Annotated in this window: 20 protein-coding genes and 1 riboswitch; of the genes, 8 read left to right on the top strand and 12 right to left on the bottom strand. The window is 32.4% G+C overall.

Features of this window, described 5'->3' with window-relative positions; all coding sequences use genetic code 11:
- Positions 1–28: 28 nt before the first annotated feature.
- Genes M2651_RS00640 through M2651_RS00650 form a run of 3 tightly spaced genes read left to right on the top strand, consistent with a single transcriptional unit; the run spans position 29 to position 2,413 of the window.
- Positions 29–433, top strand: coding sequence for a GntR family transcriptional regulator (locus tag M2651_RS00640; RefSeq protein WP_252130392.1), 405 nt, complete (start codon positions 29–31; stop codon positions 431–433).
- Positions 426–1,544: a hypothetical protein gene (locus M2651_RS00645; RefSeq protein WP_252130393.1), complete on the top strand. Its 1,119-nt coding sequence runs from the start codon at positions 426–428 to the stop codon at positions 1,542–1,544. The genes M2651_RS00640 and M2651_RS00645 overlap by 8 nt, the downstream gene beginning before the upstream one ends.
- Positions 1,544–2,413, top strand: coding sequence for an ABC transporter ATP-binding protein (locus tag M2651_RS00650; protein WP_252130394.1), 870 nt, complete (start codon positions 1,544–1,546; stop codon positions 2,411–2,413). The genes M2651_RS00645 and M2651_RS00650 overlap by 1 nt, the downstream gene beginning before the upstream one ends.
- Positions 2,414–2,471: 58 nt before the next feature.
- Here the strand turns inward: M2651_RS00650 and M2651_RS00655 are convergent, their stop codons facing one another.
- The 8 genes from M2651_RS00655 to M2651_RS00690 form a co-directional block, all read right to left on the bottom strand.
- Positions 2,472–2,882, bottom strand: a complete 411-nt coding sequence (locus tag M2651_RS00655) for a Uma2 family endonuclease (RefSeq protein WP_350338271.1) — start codon at positions 2,880–2,882, stop codon at positions 2,472–2,474.
- Positions 2,883–2,909: 27 nt separating this feature from the next.
- Positions 2,910–4,517, bottom strand: a complete 1,608-nt coding sequence (locus M2651_RS00660) for a hypothetical protein (protein WP_252130396.1) — start codon at positions 4,515–4,517, stop codon at positions 2,910–2,912.
- Positions 4,510–5,220: an ABC transporter ATP-binding protein gene (locus tag M2651_RS00665; protein ID WP_252130397.1), complete on the bottom strand. Its 711-nt coding sequence runs from the start codon at positions 5,218–5,220 to the stop codon at positions 4,510–4,512. Before M2651_RS00665 ends, M2651_RS00660 begins: the two co-directional genes overlap by 8 nt.
- 228 nt (positions 5,221–5,448) lie before the next feature.
- Positions 5,449–6,960 (bottom strand): lysine--tRNA ligase, encoded by a 1,512-nt coding sequence (lysS, locus tag M2651_RS00670; protein ID WP_252130398.1) that lies wholly within the window; start codon positions 6,958–6,960, stop codon positions 5,449–5,451.
- 24 nt (positions 6,961–6,984) lie between these two features.
- Positions 6,985–7,467 (bottom strand): transcription elongation factor GreA, encoded by a 483-nt coding sequence (gene greA, locus M2651_RS00675; RefSeq protein WP_252130399.1) that lies wholly within the window; start codon positions 7,465–7,467, stop codon positions 6,985–6,987.
- A 121-nt stretch (positions 7,468–7,588) separates the two neighbouring features.
- Positions 7,589–8,407: a hypothetical protein gene (locus tag M2651_RS00680; protein WP_252130400.1), complete on the bottom strand. Its 819-nt coding sequence runs from the start codon at positions 8,405–8,407 to the stop codon at positions 7,589–7,591.
- A 56-nt stretch (positions 8,408–8,463) separates the two neighbouring features.
- Entirely contained in the window at positions 8,464–9,432 is a 969-nt protein-coding gene (gene dusB / locus M2651_RS00685) for a tRNA dihydrouridine synthase DusB (protein WP_252130401.1), read from the bottom strand.
- Positions 9,432–10,220, bottom strand: a complete 789-nt coding sequence (locus M2651_RS00690; RefSeq protein WP_252130402.1) for a type III pantothenate kinase — start codon at positions 10,218–10,220, stop codon at positions 9,432–9,434. Before M2651_RS00690 ends, dusB begins: the two co-directional genes overlap by 1 nt.
- A 266-nt stretch (positions 10,221–10,486) precedes the next feature.
- On the opposite strand from M2651_RS00690, the gene M2651_RS00695 reads away from it, so the two are divergent.
- The 4 genes from M2651_RS00695 (at position 10,487) to M2651_RS00710 (ending at position 14,831) form a co-directional block, all read left to right on the top strand.
- Positions 10,487–11,770 carry a glycoside hydrolase family 18 protein gene (locus M2651_RS00695; RefSeq protein ID WP_252130403.1) on the top strand — a complete coding sequence of 428 codons (1,284 nt, stop codon included), beginning with the start codon at positions 10,487–10,489 and terminating at the stop codon, positions 11,768–11,770.
- 193 nt (positions 11,771–11,963) lie between these two features.
- Positions 11,964–12,635: an ABC transporter ATP-binding protein gene (locus M2651_RS00700; protein ID WP_252130404.1), complete on the top strand. Its 672-nt coding sequence runs from the start codon at positions 11,964–11,966 to the stop codon at positions 12,633–12,635.
- 17 nt (positions 12,636–12,652) lie between these two features.
- Positions 12,653–13,522: a COG1361 family protein gene (locus M2651_RS00705; RefSeq protein WP_252130405.1), complete on the top strand. Its 870-nt coding sequence runs from the start codon at positions 12,653–12,655 to the stop codon at positions 13,520–13,522.
- Position 13,523: 1 nt separating this feature from the next.
- Positions 13,524–14,831 carry an ABC transporter permease gene (locus M2651_RS00710; RefSeq protein WP_252130406.1) on the top strand — a complete coding sequence of 436 codons (1,308 nt, stop codon included), beginning with the start codon at positions 13,524–13,526 and terminating at the stop codon, positions 14,829–14,831.
- Between the two features lie 64 nt (positions 14,832–14,895).
- Here the strand turns inward: M2651_RS00710 and M2651_RS00715 are convergent, their stop codons facing one another.
- On the bottom strand, positions 14,896–15,609 hold the full coding sequence (locus tag M2651_RS00715; RefSeq protein WP_252130407.1) for a Yip1 family protein: 714 nt from the start codon (positions 15,607–15,609) through the stop codon (positions 14,896–14,898).
- A gap of 213 nt (positions 15,610–15,822) precedes the next feature.
- Here M2651_RS00715 and M2651_RS00720 point away from each other — a divergent pair, with 213 nt between their 5' ends.
- Entirely contained in the window at positions 15,823–18,126 is a 2,304-nt protein-coding gene (locus M2651_RS00720) for a beta-glucosidase (protein WP_252130408.1), read from the top strand.
- A 48-nt stretch (positions 18,127–18,174) separates the two neighbouring features.
- On the opposite strand, the gene metH is transcribed toward M2651_RS00720, so the two are convergent.
- The 3 genes from metH to M2651_RS00735 form a co-directional block, all read right to left on the bottom strand.
- Entirely contained in the window at positions 18,175–21,840 is a 3,666-nt protein-coding gene (gene metH / locus M2651_RS00725) for a methionine synthase (RefSeq protein ID WP_252130409.1), read from the bottom strand.
- Between the two features lie 96 nt (positions 21,841–21,936).
- Positions 21,937–22,064: riboswitch (SAM riboswitch) on the bottom strand.
- A 93-nt stretch (positions 22,065–22,157) separates the two neighbouring features.
- Positions 22,158–22,496 (bottom strand): arsenate reductase family protein, encoded by a 339-nt coding sequence (locus tag M2651_RS00730; RefSeq protein WP_252130410.1) that lies wholly within the window; start codon positions 22,494–22,496, stop codon positions 22,158–22,160.
- Between the two features lie 46 nt (positions 22,497–22,542).
- Positions 22,543–22,947: a hypothetical protein gene (locus M2651_RS00735; protein WP_252130411.1), complete on the bottom strand. Its 405-nt coding sequence runs from the start codon at positions 22,945–22,947 to the stop codon at positions 22,543–22,545.
- Positions 22,948–23,051: the final 104 nt, after the last annotated feature.

The raw sequence follows: 23,051 nt of genomic DNA on the forward strand, positions 1-23,051 counted from the left end.
TGTATTACTTAAGTAAGGAGTGGATTATTTGTTTAATATCGATGCAAGAAGCAGTACTCCGATTTATGAGCAAATCATACAAGGAATAAAAGAGTGCATAATCAAGGGTATACTTCAGCCTGGGGATAAGCTGCCTTCTGTAAGGGATCTTGCTTTAATGCTCACTACAAATCCAAACACTGTAAGTAAAGCCTACAGTTGCCTTGAAAGACTGAAGATAATTGAAACTTTAAGAGGCAGAGGAACCTTTGTGTCTACAAATTATAAGCCTAGATTGGAGGAAGATAAAATGACAAAGTTAAAGGATGATTTAAAAAAACTTCTTTTAGATGCTCATTATTTAGGAATTAAAAAAAGAGATATTAAAAAGATTATGGATGAGCTTTATACTGAGCTTTTAGGAGAAAGTGAAGGAGGAAATGAATATGAATAAGTATTTCAGTAAAGCAGTATTTTATACTGAGAAAAAAAACAGATTGTATTCAATGATTGCCTATTCCAGTTTATATTTATGGGGTATAATCGATACTATTGAGAAATTGCGTATGGTAAAGGCAAATGTTTTATATACACCACCTATATATTATGATATATTCAATTCTTATTCTCTGATTACAGCCATTGCTGTTATTTCTGTTATTTACTCTTACCTGGAAAAAGATAAGAAATATTACTTTATGCTTACACAGCCTTATGGCAGAGATACCATATTAATTACAAAAACTTTAAGTTATATGATTAGCTACACACTTCCTACTATTATTTACGGCCTGTTATCATTTATATTTTTGATATTTAATAAAAAATATTATATAAATTACAATGTATATATTGGAAATATCTATGGGGATGTAATGTCTAAACTGTTTTTAAGTATTTTATTTACTCTTTCAGCACTTACATTTATAGTAATACTTATGCAGCTTTTGGAAATGTGTTTTGGTAAAACACCTGCAGTTATAATTATTCCTATTTCTTTATGGTATTTGTTTTTTATCACTTTATCAGTAATGCATAGCTTTATAAGCAATAAACTAGGAAATCTTCGTGAATATATGAATAAAACTTTATCCTTTATATTTAATTATGGTGTAATTTTTCAAAATATGGAAAATGTTGAAAATAAGTCATTGTTTTTGATTATTTATGAAAGCTTTCATAATTTTAATCCTATTTGTTCTCTTATACTTATAGCTCTATCTATAGCTTTATTTTATATTATCCTTAGATTAAACAAAAAAATTAAAACTGAAAATCTTTCCAATATATTTTTATTTAAATTCAGCGAAAGAATTTTTAATGCTATATTTTGTTTTACTTTAACAATTTTAGGCAGCCTTATTGTATGTGCCGCTGTTTACTATATTATTTCATTTATATCAGGCAGAAATTTATCAACATTATTAATAATTAAATACGGTCTTCAGGGAAAAGAAAATATAGAGCATACCATATACCTTATTTTAAATATTTTATGGATACCACTTTACATTTTAAATTACAATCTGATAACTAAAATAGTAAATAAAAGGAGGGTTGCCTAATGCTTAAAGTAATAAATGTTTCAAAAAGCTTTTCCGGCAAAAAAGCTATTAAAAATATAAGCCTTGAAGTTAAAGCCGGAACTATAATGGGACTTATTGGTCCTAACGGAGCTGGAAAATCTACACTTCTTAGGACTATTGCTGATATTTATACTCCTGACAGCGGAGAGGTTATTATTAAGGGTAACAATATAAAAGACAATTTTAATCTTAAAGAAAGTATCGGTTATGTAGCTGATAGAAATGACTTTTTTAATTCTTATACATTTGATGAAATGATTAACTATTACTCACTTGCCTATAAAACCTTTGATATTACTCGAGTTCTTGAATTAAACTCTATTTTTCAAATACCTAGAAAGAAAAAAATATCAAAGCTATCAAAAGGTAATGTCTCTAGAGTTGCTTTCATATTTGCTATGAGCATAAAACCAGAGCTTTTAATACTGGATGAACCTGCTTCTGGATTTGACCCCATAGTTAAAAGAAAATTTCATCAAATATTGATTGAGGATGTATCAAAGCGAGGTACAACAGTTGTAATTTCCTCCCATAATCTTTCTGACCTGGAAAACATCTGCGACCAAGTTGTTTTCTTAAAAGACGGTGAAATAATAAAAGATAATACCTTGGAAAATTTAAAAACTTCCATGAGGAAACTGCAGATTATATTTAAAGACAAGGCTCCAGAGAACTTTGAAAATTGGAATGAGTTTTTAAAAGTTGAAAAGCTTGGGCGAAGCTATAATGTAATTACTGAAAGTTACAATAAAGAGCTTGTACAAAAACTAAAGGAAACTGAAGCACTTTTTATAGAAGAACTGGATTTAACTTTAGAAGATATGCTTATCTATACTGTTGAAAAATAAGTAAGCTAACAGCCAGGGTTTACTGCTGAAAACCCTAGCTGTTAAATTATCTAGCTCTCTATACTTCAAATAATTTCACATCTTTTAAACAAATGCTTAAATCATCAAATATATTTACATTAATGTCATCTTCAAAGGAATACTTTATTTCTTTACCTTCAAAGCATACAGTAACAGATTTTTCAAGATAGTTTACTATCCAGTATTCCTTAACACCTTTAGATAAGTAAAATTCTTTTTTTATTTCATTATCCATTTTTATTGAACTTGGGCTAACTATCTCACATATAAAATCAAATATAGCTACTATATTATTATTTACTAATTCAAATTTGTTATTACATACTGCAAACAAATCTGGAACAATTGGTTTTTTAAAATCATCAATATTTATTGGTTCTTTAGGGTTTGCTAAGTATAAGTCTACTTTATCAGGGAATAATTCACATTTCTTTAACTTAGCAGATATAACTTATATAAATCTTCTTTATAGTTTCTATTTTAATCTGAAGGTTTTTGGTGCTACCCTGTAGGTTACTATAAGAACAATAACAATATATATTAAAGTTACTGCGATAACTCCTGCTGTAAAAATATAAGATGATGTTTTAATATTAAGGCATCCATAACTTACCATGTAAACAATAAAATTCACAAACTTATATAAAGGACTTTTCACAATAAGCTGTGCTGTGTAAGGCTGTATAACATAGTACATAAACAGATTATGTATAGAAAAAAAACAGGCAAGACAAAGCACACATAAAAACAGAGGTATTGCACTAATAAGCTTGTTTGAAGCTCCTGTAAGAAGTAAAATCCCTGCTATTGAAATACAAAGAACTAATGCAGGAATTATATTAAGTCCTACTGTAAACTTAAGTCTCGCTTTGAAGTTTGATAGAATAACCTTTGGCTCCCTGTAATAGGAGTATCTTAAAAGACTTACATCACAGTTATAAAACATAACCTTACAGATTCTTTCTCCTGTAGACATAATATACATTATAAATACAAGAGCAGGAGCAATTATTAATATGTCTTTAGAAATCTTTTCTCTTACATTCGGCACTAATATTATCAAAATACTTACAGCTATAAATAATACAGCTATAATTATAACCCTTAATTTTATAGGATTAACAAGCATTTTTCTGTGGCGGCTGAAAAAAATTGCATTTAAATATTCATAGCCTTCTTTTTTCTCATAAGCTTTAGAGCTAAGCACTTCTTTTGAAAGTTTTTTTTCATCTAGCTTTACATCTGCAAAAGTCATATCACTTTCAAATTTATTTATGTCAAACATATTTTCTTTAGTTAGTAATTCTTTTGCAATAGGAGTATATTTTTTATAGTTCCATAGATATATCAAAGAACCTATACCTAAACACAATACGATTAAAACTATAAAAACATTAAAAAATACATTTTCTAATTTAAGAGTTAAATCAAAAAAGGGCAATCCGTAAGCTAATGCAAGGGTTATAAATATGAATACTGTCACAAATACATTTTGCTTTTGAAGCACCATGACTTTTTTATTGTATATAAAAATATTTAAGTATTCACCAATAAATTTAAAACAAGTTAAAAAAAGAAGCAGCGTTAATGCTTTTAGGGGTGAAAACTTAACTATTAACCCCGTAATTATCATAGGAAGTATAAAATATATGAAATTTGTTATATATTTATATAACATTGCACTTACATAGTATTCTCTGGCATCTGCTCTCATTAATGTTATCATATTAAAAGCAGACTTGTCCGCATAATTAAAAATTACATTATTCATAATTGACCCATATATAATATTTAAAAAGAAAAACATATGTAAAAACTTAGCTAAAAATCCCCCTGTTTTTTCTGACATGAGAAAAGCAGGCAGCACGAGCATTATTCCTAAGTAAAGAGCTTTTTTAAATATTGCTGCAAATATGCTAAATATTTGACTTACAATTCCTACAAAGAGCTTAGCTCCTGTCTCTTTATATAAGCTGTCAGGAATTTTCTTGCCTATGAGCGGAACCCTTTTAAGAAAATGTATAAAGGTATTAGCATTTTCAGCAAAGGAAACTTTAAAACTGGCAATAAAAGTTCTAATCATTTCCGCCCTCCTGTAAAATTTCCATTATTTTCGTTTCAAACTCTGTGCTCTTTATAACCTCACTATCAACTTCTTCTAGCTTACCATTGTTTAATATCACAATTTCATCACACAAATCAGTTGCCAGCTGCAAAATATGAGTTGAAAAGATGATTATGTGTTCACTTTTAATTTCCTTAAGCAAGTTTTTTATTTCAAGAGCTACAACTACATCAAAGGAGGTTAAAGGCTCGTCCAATAAAATTACAGGAGGTCTTGTAATTAAAAAGCAGAGCATCTGTATTTTATTTTTCATTCCATGTGAATAATTTTTTATAAGCCTGTACCTGTCTTCCTCGTTAATCTTTATTATGTCAAAGTATTCATCTATACTTTTCAAATCCTTTATTTTATTTTTATTTATATCTATATAAAATTTTAAAAACTCATAGCCTGTTAGAAATTCTGGAAGTACAGGCTCTGAAAACACGTATCCAACCTTTGAATACTCAATTTCTTTCTCACCCTTTTCCTCATCAAAAATCCTTACTGAACCATTATCATACTGTAAATCCCCGCTTATGCAGTTAAAAAGAGTTGTCTTTCCAGCTCCATTACGACCTAAAAGTCCGTAAATTTTTCCCTTTTCAAAGGTGAAAGAAGCTTTCTTAAGAACTTCTTTTTCTCCAAAACTTTTTTCTATATTTTTAAGTATCAGTTTCATTTTTATCTCCTTTGAAATATTTGATAAATTATTTAAAATGAGTATTTTATACTTCCGTAAATTACACAAACACTATTATTACTTATTATTAACAATTTATAACATATATAGTATTTTGTGCACTATTAAAACATAGCAATTTTTATATTTTTTGTCAATATATTTTAGCCTATCTTAAATAAAATTCTCCAAATAAAAAGCAACCAGCCTTAGCCAGTTGCCTTAATATTATTTATTATCAATTGGTTTCATTGTTGGGAATAACAATACGTCTCTTATAGATACTGAATCAGTTAAGAACATTACTATTCTATCTATACCTATTCCAAGTCCGCCTGTTGGAGGCATTCCTGTTTCAAGAGCACTCATGAATTCTTCATCGATTACGTAAGCTTCATCATCTCCAAGCTCTCTTTCCTTAGCTTGCTGCTCAAATCTTTGTCTTTGAACAATCGGATCATTAAGCTCTGAGTAAGCATTACAAACTTCTCTTCCAAAAATAAAGCCTTCAAACCTTTCTGTAAACTCTGGATTTCCTCTCTTTTTCTTAGTTAAAGGAGAAATTTCTACAGGGTAATCTAAAAGGAAAGTAGGCTGTATTAAATGATGTTCTGCATATTCTTCAAATAATGCATTTAATACGTCTGCCTTTGTACAATCCTTAAGCTCCTTTTTAAACTCCAGATGCTTTTCCTTAGCTATAGCTTGGGCTTCTTCATCTGTTTTAACTTCAGTAAAGTCTATTCCTGCATATTCCTTAACCGCATCTACCATAGTTATTCTTCTCCATGGTGGAGTTAAGTCTATTTCAGTTCCCTGATATGTTATTTTAGTAGTTCCATTTACTTTTTCACAAACATAAGCTACTAAGTTTTCCATAAGCTCCATCATATCATTATAATCAGCATAAGCTTCATATAACTCTATCATAGTAAACTCTGGGTTATGCCTTATATCAATACCTTCATTTCTGAAGTTTTTACCCATGTCATAAACTTTTTCAAAACCGCCCACTATAAGTCTCTTTAAATATAGTTCTGTAGCTATTCTAAGATACATATCTATATCCAAAGCATTATGGTGTGTAATAAAAGGTCTTGCGGCAGCCCCTCCTGCTATAGGAGATAGTATTGGGGTTTCAGCCTCTAAATAGCCTCTGTTGTCTAAAAACTCTCTAACATATCTTATAATTTGAGTTCTCTTTATAAAAGTTTCTCTTACATTTTCATTCATTATAAGGTCAACTTCTCTTTGTCTATATCTTAAATCTGGATCTTTTAATCCATGCCATTTATCTGGAAGCGGTTTTAAGGATTTTGATATTAGCTGGAAGTCTTTAACATGTACAGAGGTTTCTCCTGTCTTTGTTTTAAATACAAAACCAGTAACACTTAACCAGTCTCCTAAGTCAAAAGCTTTAAATTCCTTTAATTTCTCTTCTCCCACATCATCTATCTTAATATAAATCTGAAGTCTTCCAAACCTATCTTGAATATGCGAAAAGCCTGCCTTACCCTGTACTCTTTTAGACATAAGTCTGCCTGCAACTGTAACAGTCTGGTTCTCTAAAACTTCAAAATTATCCTTAACATCCTTTGAAGTATGTGTTCTATTAACTTTATATACATCAAATGGATCCTTACCTGCTGCCTGAAGATCAGCAAGCTTTTGTCTTCTAATTCGTATCTGTTCATTAAACTCAGTTTCATGCTGCTGAACATTTAATTCATCATTAGCCATTTATATTCTCCTCCGTTTCTTAAATTACGCATGTCTTATTTCAAGGATTTCATACTTGCTAACTCCATCTGGAACCGGAACTTCTACTATGTCACCAACTTTTCTACCTATAAGTGCTTTTCCTACCGGTGATTCGTTTGAAATTTTATTATCCATTGGATTAGCCTCTGCGGAACCAACTATGAATAATTCTATTTCTTCATCAAAATCATAATCTTTTACTTTAACTATTGTACCTACGCTTACTTTATCTGTAGGTAATTCTGCTTCATCGACTACTTGAGCATTTCTAAGCATATTTTCAAGCTGAGCAATTCTGCCTTCAACAAAAGCTTGTTCATTTTTAGCTTCATCATATTCAGCATTTTCACTTAAATCCCCATAGCCACGAGCAACTTTTATTTTTTCTTTTATCTCAACTCTTTTTATTGTTTTAAGAAAATCTAACTCTTCTTCTAATTTTTTTACACCTTCATAAGTCATAACAAATTTTTTTGAATCTGCCATTTTTTTCTCCCCTTCTACGCTTTTACTTATAATTCCCTATAATTCTAAAATGTGTCATGTATGTAAACAAGCTAATCATTTAAGTAAATATTATAAATCAGCCTTTATATATTGTCAATAATTAGAACTGTTTTACTTCATCGTTAAACTTTATTTTATCCAGATAAATCCCATTATATTTAAGAGCAGTATCTATATCCCTCTCCTGCATTTGATTTAATATAGCGCCTAAAAGCTCAAAGCCAAATTCCAGCTCCTCGCTATCCCAAGGTACAGAAAAACTGATATCATTAATAGCTAAGCTGCTGTTTTCTTTAGGCATAAAAGAATTATCTATGTACCAGACTAAATTTTCTGCTTGCAATTCTCTTGAACTTATTATAAAATCTGCTTTGCTTAAAGCATAATTATAATCACTGGTTACTATAGGCGATATACCATAATTTGCAACCACATAATCTCTTAGTTCACTGATTTTAGAAACATTATGGGATAAAAGTATAAAATACTTACACTCTTTAGAAAGCTGAAAAATTACTTCACGATTTATATCATCCGCACCGTCATAAACTAAGATACAAGAAGACTTTATACTTTTATTCTTTATTCTAAGAATAAGCTTTATACTTTCTACTATACCATAAGCAAACAGTTTTTTTTGAAAATCGTTAAGCAGTTTGTAATCATAATACCTGTAAGTTTTAGGAGCCAAACAGGGATTTCTTTTTTTCATAAACCTTTTAACAGTCTCCATATTATTCCTATATGCCTGCAGGTTCAAATTAGGAGGAATTTTTATGTGAGCTATGCTTAAATTAAGGTCCTTTATAACACTCTCTCTAATTTCTCTTATTTTAAACCTATCTCTTATTTTCCCAAAAAAACTTTCATCATTGTAAGCTTTTCTTATGTCTGTCTTTACATATAAGATGGGATCCATTTTTGCCCTCTATGAAAATATTTACAATGCTATTATATTCATAAATAGTAAAAAAATTACTTTGAAAGCATCTGTTTATAATTATTTAAAATTTCAAATACTTTTTCTGCACTCTTTTCACTATTTACAGCATTTTTAATTTCAGTACAATTTTTTAAGCCTTTGATATACCAAGCTGTATGTTTTCGCATTTCTCTTATAGCTTTATTTTCACCAAAGTAGTGAATTGCTTTCTTAAAGTGCCTTATGCAGAGTTCTATTTTTTCATCATCAGTTGGATAGATTACTTCCTCACCATTTAGTATCTGTTGTATTTGTTTAAATATCCAGGGGTTTCCTTGAGCCCCTCTAGCTATCATAATACCGTCGCATTTTGTAAGTTCTTTTATTTTAATAGCCGCTTCTACAGAAAAAACATCCCCATTTCCAATAACGGGAATTTTTACACTTTCTTTTACTTGCCTTATTATATCCCAATCTGCCTTGCCTTCATACATTTGTTCTCTGGTTCTTCCGTGAACAGTTACTGCATCTGCTCCTGCCTCTTCCATTTCTTTTGCAAAATCTACAGCATTAACTTCTCTCTCGTTAAAACCTTTTCTGAACTTTACAGTAACAGGCTTGACACTTGCTTTTTTAACTTCCCTGACTATCTCAGCAGCCAGCTTTGGATTTCTCATAAGAGCAGAGCCTTCTCCATTTTTAACTACCTTTGGCACTGGACAGCCCATATTTATGTCTACAAGACAAATATCATCATTATCATTAAAATAATCGCAGGCTTTTGCCATGGTATAAGGGTCACTTCCGAATATCTGAACCCCTACAGGCTTCTCTTCCTCTGAAACCTCAAGCATCTTTTCTGTATTTTCACTTTTATAATAAAGAGCCTTAGCACTGATCATTTCTGTATACACAAGCCCGCAGCCCATCTGAACGCAAAGACCTCTAAATGCTATATCAGTAACTCCAGCCATAGGTGCCAAAAATACATTGTTTTTAAAGTGAAGATTTCCTATGTTCATTAAATCACCGTTTCTTTATTCTTTTCGTAAATTATTCTAAGTCCTTCTAAAGTTAAATATGGATCTATTTTTTCTATATGCTTAGACTCCCTGCTTATTAATGTAGCAAGTCCTCCAGTTGCTACTACAAGAGGGTTTTTCTCTCCATAAGTTTCCATTTCTTTCTTCATCTTTTCAACTATAAAATCCACAGCACCAGTATATCCATAGATAATACCAGCCTGCATACTTGTAACGGTATTTTTGCAGATTACTCCCGGTGTTTTGACAAGCTCAACTCTAGGAAGCTTTGCCGCTCTTTCAAAAAGTGCTTCTGCAGAAATTTTTATGCCAGGAGTAATAGTTCCTCCTAAATAATCTCCATTTTTAGTTACAGCACAAAAGGTAGTTGCTGTACCAAAATCGATTATAATAAGAGGTCTGTTGTACTTTTCATGAGCAGCAACTGCATTTACAATTCTGTCAGCTCCTACTTCCTTAGGATTATCATATTTTATATTTATTCCTGTTTTAATACCCGGTCCTACAATGAGTGGAGTCATATTAAAATATTTTCTTATCATATGTTCTATAGTATACATTATATTAGGCACAACAGAGGAGATTATTACACCTTCTATTTTAGTATAATCAAGCTTTTTCTGCATAAAAAGCTGAGTAACCTGCACCCCATATTCATCTGAAGTTCTTTTTGAATCTGTAGCCAGTCTCCAGTCTGCAATTAAATTTTTGCCTTCATAAACCCCTAATACAATATTAGTATTTCCAACATCTAAAACTAAAATCAATCTAACCCCTCCGTATTCCTTTTAAGAACCTAACAATTATTAATTGTTACGCCTTCCGTATTCCTCTCGTGTATTTCCTTTACAACAATACGCCTTATATTTTAACTCTAGCAATTCATTTGTCAAGTAGAAATATAAGTATGTTTGATACGGTTATATTGGCTGATATCCCATTAAAAATAATATGAACACTTTTTAAAATGGTACACTTCTTCTTCTCATTCATACAATAATAATGGATGCATTCATAAGTGAAAGGAGATACTATGCAAATTCATGTTGTTCAACCAGGACAGTCTTTATTTAACATTGCGCGAACATATAATTCTACTGTTGGTGCAATTGCAGGGGCAAATGAACTGCCTAATCCTAACGATTTAGTGGTAGGTCAGGCATTAGTAATTCCAATTGTGGGGAGTTACTACTGGGTACAGCCAGGAGATAGCTTGTACAGTATTGCAAGGAGATTTGGAACAAACTATCAGACACTTGCAAGAGTTAATGGAATACCAGTTAACAGACCGCTCACCATTGGGCTAAGATTATATATTCCTCCCACTCCAAAAAAAAGTGCAGAAATAAATGCGTATGCTGAGCCTCTAGGCGGAACAGTTTCCCCTGTATTAGAGCAGTCCGCCCGCAGTGCAGCACCACACCTTACCTACCTGGCACCTTTCAGCTTTCAGATTCAGAGAGATGGAACCTTAAAAGAGCCTCCTCTCAATAATTTCAGAAGAATTGCTGAAAATAGTGGTGCAATTTTGTTGATGGCAGTAACTAATCTTGAAGAAGGACAATTCAGTACAGAACTTGGGAGACTGATTTTAACGAACGAACAATTACAAAATACTCTGCTTGACAATATAATTGCTACAGCAAAACGGCTTAACTTTAGAGACATACACTTTGATTTAGAGCATTTGCCTCGTGAATTAAGAGAAAATTATAACGCCTTTCTAAGAAAGGCTAAAGCAAGATTAAGCGCTCAGGGTTTCTTAATGTCAACAGCTTTAGCTCCCAAAACAAGCGCTGCTCAGGCAGGTGAATGGTACGAAGCCCATGACTATAGAGCCCATGGACAAATTGCAGATTTTGTTGTCATAATGACCTATGAGTGGGGTTATAGTGGCGGTCCGGCAATGCCTGTATCACCACTTCCTCAAGTGAGGCAGGTTATTGAATATGCTTTAACAGAAATGCCTGCTTCTAAAATTATGATGGGACAGAATTTATACGGATACGATTGGACGCTTCCTTTTGTACCAGGAAGCGTTGCAAGAGCAGTAAGTCCTCAACAGGCAATTTTACTGGCAGCAGATAATAATGTATCAATAAGCTATGATACTAAGGCACAAGCCCCTCATTTTGATTATACAGATTCAAATGAAAAACGTCATACCGTATGGTTTGAAGATGCCAGATCAATTCAAGCAAAATTCAATCTTGTAAAAGAACTGGGCTTAAGAGGTGTAAGCTATTGGAAGTTAGGTATTTCTTTCCCGCAGAACTGGCTTCTTATAGAAAACAATTTTGATGTAGTAAAACGATAATATGGCAGTTATTCAAAATAGAAACAGCGGACTGGATATAAACCAGGAAGCTGTTTCATTTTAATATTATATTTTACGTCTAACATTATTTTCTAAACCAAAATAAATAAATTTAACATATTAACATTATTATTCCAATAGCTTATAATAAAATCATGCTGTATTTTTAACAATGTATGGAAGGAGTGAACAAATGCCCATAATAGAATGTTCTAATGTAGTTAAAAGCTTCAATTTAGGTAAGATTAAAGTTGAGGTGCTTAAAGGTATAACTCTTCAGATTGAAGCAGGACAATTTACTGCAATTGTAGGTGAATCTGGTTCTGGAAAATCTACCTTTTTAAATGTGCTTGGCGGACTTATGCCCTACAATGAAGGTGAAGTTATTGTAGCAGGCACAAAAATTAAAAATTTAAATGAAAATCAACTGGCTCTATTTAGAAGAAAACATCTTGGTTTTATATTTCAATCATATAATCTTCTTCCACAGCTTACTGCACTTGAAAATGTAATAATGCCTTTAATTTTTCTTGGAGTATCTAAAAAGGAAAGAGAGAAAAGAGCCTTGGAAATTCTTGAAAAAGTAGGCTTAAAAGATAGAATTCATCACAAGCCAAGTGAGCTTTCCGGTGGACAGCAGCAGAGAGTATCAATTGCCAGAGCCTTGGTTAACAACCCTGAGCTAATCCTTGCTGACGAACCTACTGGAAACCTGGATAGTAAGACAAGCATTGAAATTCTTGATTTATTAAAAGAATTAAATAAGAGCCTGAAAATGACTTTTATAGTTGTAACTCACTCCAGCCAGGTTTACAGCTATGCAGACAGAATTATTAAAATGAAAGACGGACTATTGGAATCATAAAATCAGGAGGTTATGTTATGAAAAGAAAATTTATAGCCTGCAGCTTAGCCTGTACAATTCTTATAGGAATGACAATTAGTGTTAAAGCTCAGGAAACTAATGATTTAAGTACATTAAACCAAACATCAGCAGTAATAAATAATTTACAATCAAAAAAAATTCTCATATCGGATGTAAAAAGCGAACCTGCAACGATAAGCCCTGGACAAACCTTTTCACTGACCTTTAAGCTTACAAATAACCATAGCTCAAAGCTTGAAAATGTATCTCTAAAAGTTGTAGGTATTGAAGGTAAAAATTTATTATCAGGCTTTTCTCCTGTTGGAACAACTAATGAAATTTACGGAGGAACCATTGCTAAAAATGGCAGCAAAGAACTGTCAATCAAGCTTATAAGTGATCCTTCCTTAAAGGTTGGTATATACAATTTTCAAATAAGTGTTACCTTTAATGCTCCTAATAAAGCTCAAGAAGAGATAAATAAAGTTGCAGGAATTGTAGTTAAAAATACTCCAAATCTAACTGTTAATTCTCTTAAAGAAGATAATGGCAAATTATCTGCAAGCTTTATTAATGCGGGCAAAGGTCCGCTTAATAATGTCATGGTTAACTTCAAAATTAAAGATAAGACTTATTCAAAATATTTCGGAACTTTGGATGCTGAAGTTGAAGAAAACTTTGAAGAAAGCCTTGAACCTGTAAGTGCAGATACTAAGGGTACATTAGAAATAAGTTTTATTGATGAAATGGGAACTGAAGGCAAAGTATCAAAAGAACTTGATATAAAGGCTGCAAGTGTGAATACAGCCAAAGCTGCTTCAACTGATAATAAGAAAAAGAATTCCTTTCTATCCATATTAAAGAGATTATTCGGACTTGGTGATTAAAATGAGACTTGAAGATCTATTTCAGCTTATATGGAAAAATCTTTGGAAGAGAAAAAGCAGAACCATCTTTACAATGGTTGGTGTAATTATAGGCTGCGTTGCTATATTCACAATAGTATCCTTGGGAAACGGCTTTAAAAAATATATAACAGACCAGCTTAGTTCAGTTTTTGATACTTCAGTTGTGTCTATATCCCCTGCTATTCCTCCCTCGTCCTTTGGTGCTCCTTCTACTGCAGATGAAAAAAAACTTAAAACAAAACTGAATGAAAAAACTTTAAAAGAGCTTAAAAGCTATCCTTTTGTTAAATATATAGTACCTAAGCTTAATGACTATGGAGATATTGAATATAAAAAAATATCTACTGCTTCCAGTATTACAGCCATGCCTATGAAAGACTTATCAAAAGATAATAAGCTTGCAGCTGGAAGATTTGCTGTAGACGGCAAGGATGAATGTGTACTTGGATATAAAATAGCTTTAATGCTCCTTGGACATAAGCCAACAGATAAAATAGATGAAGGAGAAATAGACAATATACTTAGAAAAACAATAAAACTAAAGATAACTAAAGAAGGTACTATTTCTGATACGGAAGTGTCTAATAAAGACAATGAAAAAGTAATAAACCTAACTGTAGTCGGCATAGCTAAAGAAAGTACTTTAGATGACTTTATAGTAAAAACTCCCCTTAAAGTGCTTGAAGATGTGCAAAAATGGAAAACTCAAGACAGCGAAAACAATGACAAAAAAACCTATAACAGCATTGATGTAGTACTTAAGGATATTAATAAAATAGACGAAGCTGAAAAAATTCTTAAAAAAGACGGCTACCAGATTAACTCCTTTAAAGAAATGCAAAAAAGCATAGGAACTTTATTAGATGGAGTAAAACTTGTGCTAGCAGCTCTTGGCGGAATATCCCTTTTAGTTGCAGCCTTTGGTATAACAAATACCATGAACATGGCCATTTATGAAAGAAAAAAAGAAATTGGAGTTATGAAGGTTATAGGTGGAAGCGTTAAAGATATAAAGAAAATTTTTGTAGGTGAAGCATGTACCATCGGTCTTTTAGGAGGAGTAATCGGTATTGCTCTTGGGTTTATTGTAAACTTTCTTATAAACGTGGTTATGAACCTTTACATGAAAAATACTATAAGTACAGCTTCTATTAAAATAGCTTCCGCTAGTTTCGGGTTAATAATATTCATACTTATCTTTAGTGCACTTATTGGATTTATATCCGGCATACTTCCTGCCACTAAGGCAGCAAAACTTGATGTTATAAGTTCTATCAAGGACGAATAAAAAGTACCAGACTCATGACAAGTAACATATTAAATTTTGTTACTTGTCACTAGTCTGGCATTTTTTATTGAGCAGGTACAATATTTTGCATTGCTTGAGCAAAACCTACAGAAATTAACGAGAATATTAATCCTATAGCCCATATTAAAATTACAATTGTGGCACTCTTCTTTTTACTTATCTTAAATACTACTGAAATACCTATTGCAAATATAACCATTCTCCAAATTCCAAACACATTAAGTGCGTTTATTATTACATCTCCAAAACCTACAGCTTTATTAGGGTCTGCTATTGTTTTTTTCACAGCTACTGAATAAACAGTGCTTATAAACTTACCTATAACTAATGGATAATGTGCAAGCACATAAACCGCCACCATCTGTGTGTAAGTGCCTTCTCCTTTAAAAAGCTTAGCTAGTCCAAAATAAATTGCTGATGACACATAAATGCCAACTACTAATCCTACTAAGCCGCCTATAACAGCAACTGCAGGTGAAGTCATTACATTTGCTATACCCTTTGACATCTGTGCAGCAGCTGGATCTAACCCCTGAGTCTGCTTATCTAAAATCTCATCCATTACACCTTTTGCTGCAATTGAGCCCATTACAGAAGTTATGCAGGTAATAACTGCAAGAACAAGCATATTCCCTAAGTACTTAGGTTTCTCTAAAAACTGCGCAAAAACCTTTCCTGGCTTAATGAAGAAGTATTTAAGTTTCTCTCCAAATGTTAGATTTATTTCCTGATTAATCTCATTTGTAATTGGTTCCATATTTTCTACCTCCTTGTATTAATCCTTGTTACTTCTAAAATATAGATTAATGTTTATATTTTAACATATATCCAAGTGAAATACCATAATTTGTTACAATTTTGTTTTTTATACCAAATTTAAATATGTATAACTATAAATAACTCTACAAAATCTAATAATGATTTTATTACTGCTTTTTTTTAAATAATAAACACCTTAGGAGTGATGTCAGTGAAAAAATCAAGTGCAATTATGTCCTTATTAATATCTGTTATAGTATTATTCTATCCTTCAACATCATATTCTGCCAAAGTGCCCAAATTAGCAGATGAAGCTTCCATTGATTCAGTAATTAATGCAATGACATTAGAGGAAAAAGCTAATTTAGTTGTTGGTACCGGCATGAATGTTGCACGTGTTCCTGGAGCTGCAGGGGCAACTTATGCTATACCACGGCTTAAAATACCATCAATAATACTATCAGACGGTCCTGCTGGAGTTAGAATAAGTCCTACACGTCCTGAAAGCAGCGATACATATTACGCTACGGCATTTCCAATTGAAACTCTTATTGCATCTACCTGGGACATAAACACTGCAAACAAAGTAGGGAGTGCTATAGGTAATGAAGCCAAAGAATACGGCATAGACATAATGCTGGCACCTGCATTAAATATTCATAGGAATCCATTAGGCGGAAGAAACTTTGAATACTATTCTGAAGACCCGTTAATTTCAGGTGAAATGGCTGCAGCTACAGTTAAAGGTATTCAGTCAAATGGTGTAGGAGCAACTCTTAAACATTTTGCTGCAAACAATCAGGAAACAAACAGAATGACCATAGATACAATAGTTTCTCAAAAAGCATTAAGAGAAATATACCTTAAAGGCTTTGAAATTGCAGCAAAAAAAGCACAGCCCTGGACGGTTATGAGCTCCTACAATAAAATCAACGGAACCTATTCTTCTGAAAACAGGGATTTACTTACTAACATATTAAGAAATGACTTAAGATTTAAAGGTTTTGTTATGACAGATTGGTTTGCAGGAAAAAATCCTATTGCTCAGATGAAGGCAGGAAACGATCTTATAATGCCTGGAGGAAGTTTAGAAAGTAATATAATTTATCAGCCAGAGGTTATAATTAATGCTGTTAAAAATGGCAGCCTTGATGAAAAGGTATTAAATAAAAATATAAAAAATATTCTTAAAGTTATACTTAAAACGCCTGCTTTCAAAGGTTATCAATATTCAAACAAACCAAATCTTATCCAAAATGCACAAATATCACGTGAAGCTGCTGCAGCCGGCATGGTGCTTCTAAAAAATGATAAATCAGCCTTGCCATTAAATAAAGGTACTTCAATAGGATTATTCGGTAATACTCAAATTGAAACAATTAAAGGCGGAACTGGCAGCGGCGATGTAAATGTAAAAAAAGTAGTTTCTATTGCAGAGGGATTACAAGCTGCAGGATTTAAGTTAGATAAAGAACTGTTAAAAAGCTATACAGATTATATATCAAAATTAAGAAAAGAAGAGCAATATAAACCCTATCAGGGCACCCTTGGAAAAGTAATTCCTACTATTCCAGAAAAGCCTGTTGAATCAAGCGAAATTGATGCAGCGGTAAAGAATACTGATATTGGTATAATAGTCATAGGTAGAATCTCTGGTGAATTTAAAGATAGAAAAAATGAAAAAGGAGATTTTCTATTAACAGATGCAGAGCAAAAAATGATTGACCAGATTTCAAATAAATATCATGCAGCAGGAAAAAACACAGCTGTAATTCTTAATATAGGAAGTCCAATAGATGTAGCCAGCTGGAGAGATAAAACAGATGCAATTTTGCTAGCCTGGCAGCCTGGTCAGGAAGCAGGGCACGCAATTGCCGATATATTATCAGGGTCTGTTAACCCATCAGGAAAACTTGCAACTACATTTCCTATAAGCTACAGCGATGTATCGTCAGCTGCAAACTTTCCAGGTAATCCCCCTGATAATCCTGCTGAAGTAATATATGCAGAAGATATCTATACAGGTTATCGCTACAATACAACCTTTAATGTAAAACCTGCTTATGAATTTGGTTATGGTCTTTCTTACACAAACTTTGAATACAATGATTTAAAAATAACTCAGAAAAATAAATCTAAAGACTCTTTTACAGTATCTGTAACAATTAAAAATACAGGTAAAGTACCTGGAAAAGAAGCAGCTCAAATTTATGTAACTGCACCAAAAGGAAAGCTTGAAAAACCAGCCTTAGAATTAAAGGCCTTTGGAAAAACAAAGCTGCTTGAACCAGGCGAAGAACAAACTCTTAAATTTGAACTAACTGTAAAAGATTTATCATCCTTTGATGAAAATCAATCCACATGGATATTAGAAAAAGGTACCTACGAAATAAAAGCAGGTGCTTCATCAGAAAATATTAAAGGAACAGTCCCCTATGTTGTAAACAAAGATATTGTTGTAGAAAAAGTAAGCAATTCTTTAGCGCCACAAGTTCAAATACCTAAAGTTTTCTAAATAGTTAAGCTATTCTTCTTAGAAGAATAGCTTAACCATTTAAATAAATCAAAATTTAAATTCTATAATAGAATTTAATACTTTCTGCACATCTTCGCTAGTTTTGCCATTTCGCTTTACATAATCTTCAAACTGCTCTCTATCTATTTTGTAGATGTCAAAATATTTAGCTTCCTTAGCTGCAAAATAAAGACCGCTTACACTGGCTGCCGGCTCCATCATATAATTTCCTGTCAATGAAACTCCTATGCTTTCTCCATTTAAAAGCTTAAAGAGCTTTTCTTTCTCGCTGTGATCTCTTAATGAAGGATACCCAAAGGCTGGACGTATTCCTTGGTAATCGCCTTTAAGTAAAGCCTCAACAGATAAGTTCTCATCTGCTGCATAACCCCAATACTCTTTTCTAATCATTAAATGAAGATATTCTGCAAAAGCCTCAGCAAGCCTATCTGCAAGAAGTTTCACCATTATTGCACCGTAGTCATCACCCTTTGACTTAAGACTTTCTGCATACTCCTTTGCTCCAATGCCAGAAGTTACAATAAAGCCTCCGATATAATCAGTTATACCACTGTTTTTAGGTGCTATATAATCAGAAAGACATCTATACTCATTACTCTTATTAACTTCCTGCTGCCTTAACATGTTAAAAGTTGTAAGAACCTGACCCCTATCACTAGGACTATATACTTCAATATCATCACCCTTTGAATTTGCAGGAAATATTCCAAATACGGCATTGGCAGTCAGTATATTTTCTTTCTCTAATATATCGAGCATTTTGTTTGCATCCTCAAAAAGCTTTCTTGCCTCTGTACCGTATTTGGAATCCTCCATTATCTTAGGATAAACCATTCCCATATCCCAGGCTACAAAGAAAAAGGTCCAATCTATATATTTTCTAAGCTCCCTTATAGGAAAATTTATAAGTTTTTTAATCCCTGTAAAGTTTGGAAGCTTTATATCAGCGTTTTTCCAATCAATCTTAAAGCTGTTTTCTCTTGCTTCCTTAAATGATATCAGCTTTCTCTGCATACTTAAATAATTTTCTCTTATTTTTTCATATTCATTATTTATTTCTTCTAAATATTGTTCTCTTGTATTTATATCAACAAGCTTTCTGGCTACCTCTACTGCTTTTGAAGCATCTGTTACATGAACAACTCCCTTTGAGTACTTTGGTGCAAGCTTTAAGGCTGTGTGAACCTTGGAAGTAGTAGCCCCTCCTACCATAATAGGAATAGTAAATCCTTGACGCTCCATTTCCTCTGCTACCTGTGCCATTTCTTCAAGAGAAGGAGTTATTAATCCGCTTAAAGCTACTAAACTGGCATTTTCTCTTTTTACAGTTTCAAGTATAATTTTAGAATCAACCATTACACCTAAATCAATAACTTCAAAATTGTTACAGGAAAGCACAACAGATACAATATTCTTTCCTATATCATGAACATCCCCTTTAACTGTAGCAAAAACAACCTTACCAGCACTACTGTTTTCACTCTTGTCTTTCTCCTGTTCAATATATGGAAGCAAATAACCTACTGCCTTTTTCATAACTCTTGCAGATTTTACTACCTGCGGAAGAAACATTTTACCTTCTCCAAAGAGATTGCCCACAGCACTCATTCCATCCATTAAAGGTCCTTCGATAACCTGAAGTGCCTTTTGAGAAGCCTTTCTTGCTTCTTCAACGTCTTCTTCAAGAAAATCTGTTATCCCCTTAATTAAAGCATGCTTTAATCTTTCGCTGTAATTTAAAGTTCTCCAGGAAAGTTTATCATTAACCTCCCTGCTTTGACTTTCAGTACCTTTATACTTCTCTGCAAACTCTAAAAGCTCATCTGCAGCCTGGCTGCTTTTATTTAAAACTACCGCCTCTACTTTTTCCAAAAGCTCCTTATTAATTTCATCATAAATCTGTATCATTCCAGGGTTTACTATCCCCATATCCATACCAGCATTTATAGCATGATAAAGAAATATAGAATGCATAGCTTCTCTTATTGGATTGTTTCCTCTAAAAGAAAAGGATAGATTACTTACTCCTCCGCTTACCTTTGCATAGGGAAGATTTTCTTTAATCCACTTTGTTGCTTTGATAAAATCCACTGCATAATTATTGTGCTCCTCAATACCTGTTGCAATAGCCAGAATATTTGGGTCAAAAATTATATTTTCAGGTGGAAACTTGACTTTATTTACTAACAAATCATAAGCTCTTTTACATATTTCAATTTTTCTCTCAAAGCTGTCTGCCTGCCCCTTTTCGTCAAAAGCCATAACAACAACTCCAGCTCCATATTTTTTAATTATTTGAGCCTGCCTTATAAATTCCTCTTCACCACTTTTTAATGAAATTGAATTTACTATAGCTTTTCCCTGAATTGCTTTAAGTCCAGTCTCTAGTACCTGAAACTTTGAGGAATCAATCATTACAGGTACCTTTACTATTTCTGGTTCACTAGCAAGGAGCTTTAAAAATGTATCCATTTCTTTTTCTGCATCTAAAAGGGCATCATCGAAATTTATGTCTATTATCTGAGCTCCATTTTCCACCTGTTCTTTTGCAATAGATAAAGCTTCCTCATATTTTTTTTCTCTTATAAGCCTTGCAAATTTTGCAGAACCAGCTACATTTAGTCTTTCCCCTATATTTACAAAGTTATTTTCCTTATTAACTTTAACAATCTCAAGTCCGCAGTATACTGTTTCTCTTTCAATCTCTGGAACAACTCTTGGCCTAATATCTTTAACTGTTTCATAAATAGCCTTAATATGAGAAGGAGTAGTTCCACAGCAGCCTCCCACAATATTTAAATGTCCTTCCTCTGCCAGCTCTCTTACAAAGCTCGCTGTTTCCTCAGGTTTTTCCTCATATTCTCCCAAAGAATTTGGAAGCCCTGCATTAGGATGAAAGCTTATATATAAATTCTGAGTTTTAGATAACTTCTTTATAAATGGGATTAAGTCCTTAGCTCCAAAAGAACAATTTAAACCTATGCTTATTACTCTTTCACTTTTTATACTTTCTGCAAAAGCCTCCAAAGTTTGTCCTGACAGTATTCTTCCACTTTTATCTGCAATAGTTCCTGATATCATTAAGGGAAGATTTTTATTTTTTTTCGTAAGCACATTATCTGCAGCTATAATTGCTGCTCTTGCATTTAAAGTATCAAATATAGTTTCAATAAGAAGAAGGTCTACACCGCCATCTACAAGTCCTTCTATCTGTTCCTCATAAGCCTCTCTAAGTTCATCAAAACTAATATTTCTAAACCCTGGATTTAAAGCATCTGGAGATAGTGAAGCGGTTTTATTAGTAGGCCCTATAGACCCAGCCACAAATCTTGGCTTTAAACTATCTTTTAAAGTAAAGCTGTCTGCTTCCTCTCTTGCTATTTTAGCACCATAATAATTAATATCATAAACTTTATTCTCTAAAAAATAATCTGCCTGAGATATTCTATTTGCATTAAAGGTATTGGTCTCTATAATATCAGCTCCAGCCTCCAGATATCTTCTATGGATTTCCCTTATAACTTCGGGCAAAGTTAAATTAAGTATATCGTTATTGCCTTTCTGATTGCAATGGCAGCTATATTGTCCTCTATAATCTGTTTCCTTTAAGTTAAACTTCTGTATTGCTGTTCCCATTGCCCCATCAAGAACTAATATTTTTTCTTTTAAAAGCTCTTCTATATTGTATCTCATTTTAATGCCCCCTTTTTGGTATTAACTTATCTATAAAAATAAAACACTATTTCTCTCTAAGAAAAATAGCGTTAATATAAAGTACCCCAACTATTTTTCTTATCTGTCAGAAATAATATTTCTGCTGGAATTGACACCTTTTATTCTCAAAGCACACTAACATGCAAAAGAACATAGGTTGTCGGGCTTCGCCGGGCCAGTCCCTCCGCCTCTCTTGATAAGAAACAATCTTTATTAAATTATGTTTATTTTAATTTAATATAAATAAAATGTCAATAAATCAATTAAAGGTTCATACTTTATTATAAAATTTCTTTTTACTCCCAAGCACCCCAAACCTCAGGCACATAACCTACTGTTGCAAGCTTTCCATTACGAACTAAAGGAGTTTTATAAAGCTTAGGATTATTAAGCAGAAGCTCTTCCTTCATCTGATCACTTCTTATTTGAGCAATATTTAGCTTTACATATTCCTTTGATTTTTCATCAATTAAATTTTTTAATCCAACAGCTGCTCTGACACTCTCTAGTTCTCTTTTACTTAAAGCCTTTTGATTTAAATCTATAAACTGATATTTAATTCTTCTTTCTTTAAAATAGCGCTCTGCCTTTTGGGTATCAAAACATTTTTTTACTCCAAAAATTTGTATGTTCATCTGAGGTTCTCTCCTTTCTAAAGAAAAAAGAGCCAAACCAGGCCCCTTACTTTGCTAATCTTCTATCTAAATCCAAAATTTTAGTTTCATTTCTTAAAACTTTAATTCCAAAATTGTTTAAATCATATCTTAAGTCATCAATCTTTTCACTAAGCTCAGTTATTTTTTCAGTATTTGCTTTATAGCCGTCAAATAAAGCTTCTGTTCTATCCATCATTTTCTGTTCTAAGCTGACAATAGCTTCTGTATTTTTTTCAAGTTTACTTTCGAAGCCTTCTAACTTATTCTCAAAACCTTCTAACCTGTTTTCAAAGCCTTCTAATTTATTCTCGAAACCTTCTAACCTGTTTTCAAAGCCTTCCAGTTTGCTATTAAATTGTTCCTGATTAATTCTGAACTGTTCTTGATTTTCAAGTATCTTTACAAGCATATTTCTTAGTTCAGCATCCATATTATCAACCCCACTTGTTATAATGACTTATTATAACATTTCTCATATTATTATGAAATAGAAATTTATCATGGTTTATTCTACTGCAAATAATAAATATATTT

This window comes from Clostridium caldaquaticum (genome assembly GCF_023806125.1).
GTDB lineage: Bacteria > Bacillota > Clostridia > Clostridiales > Clostridiaceae > Clostridium_AT > Clostridium_AT caldaquaticum.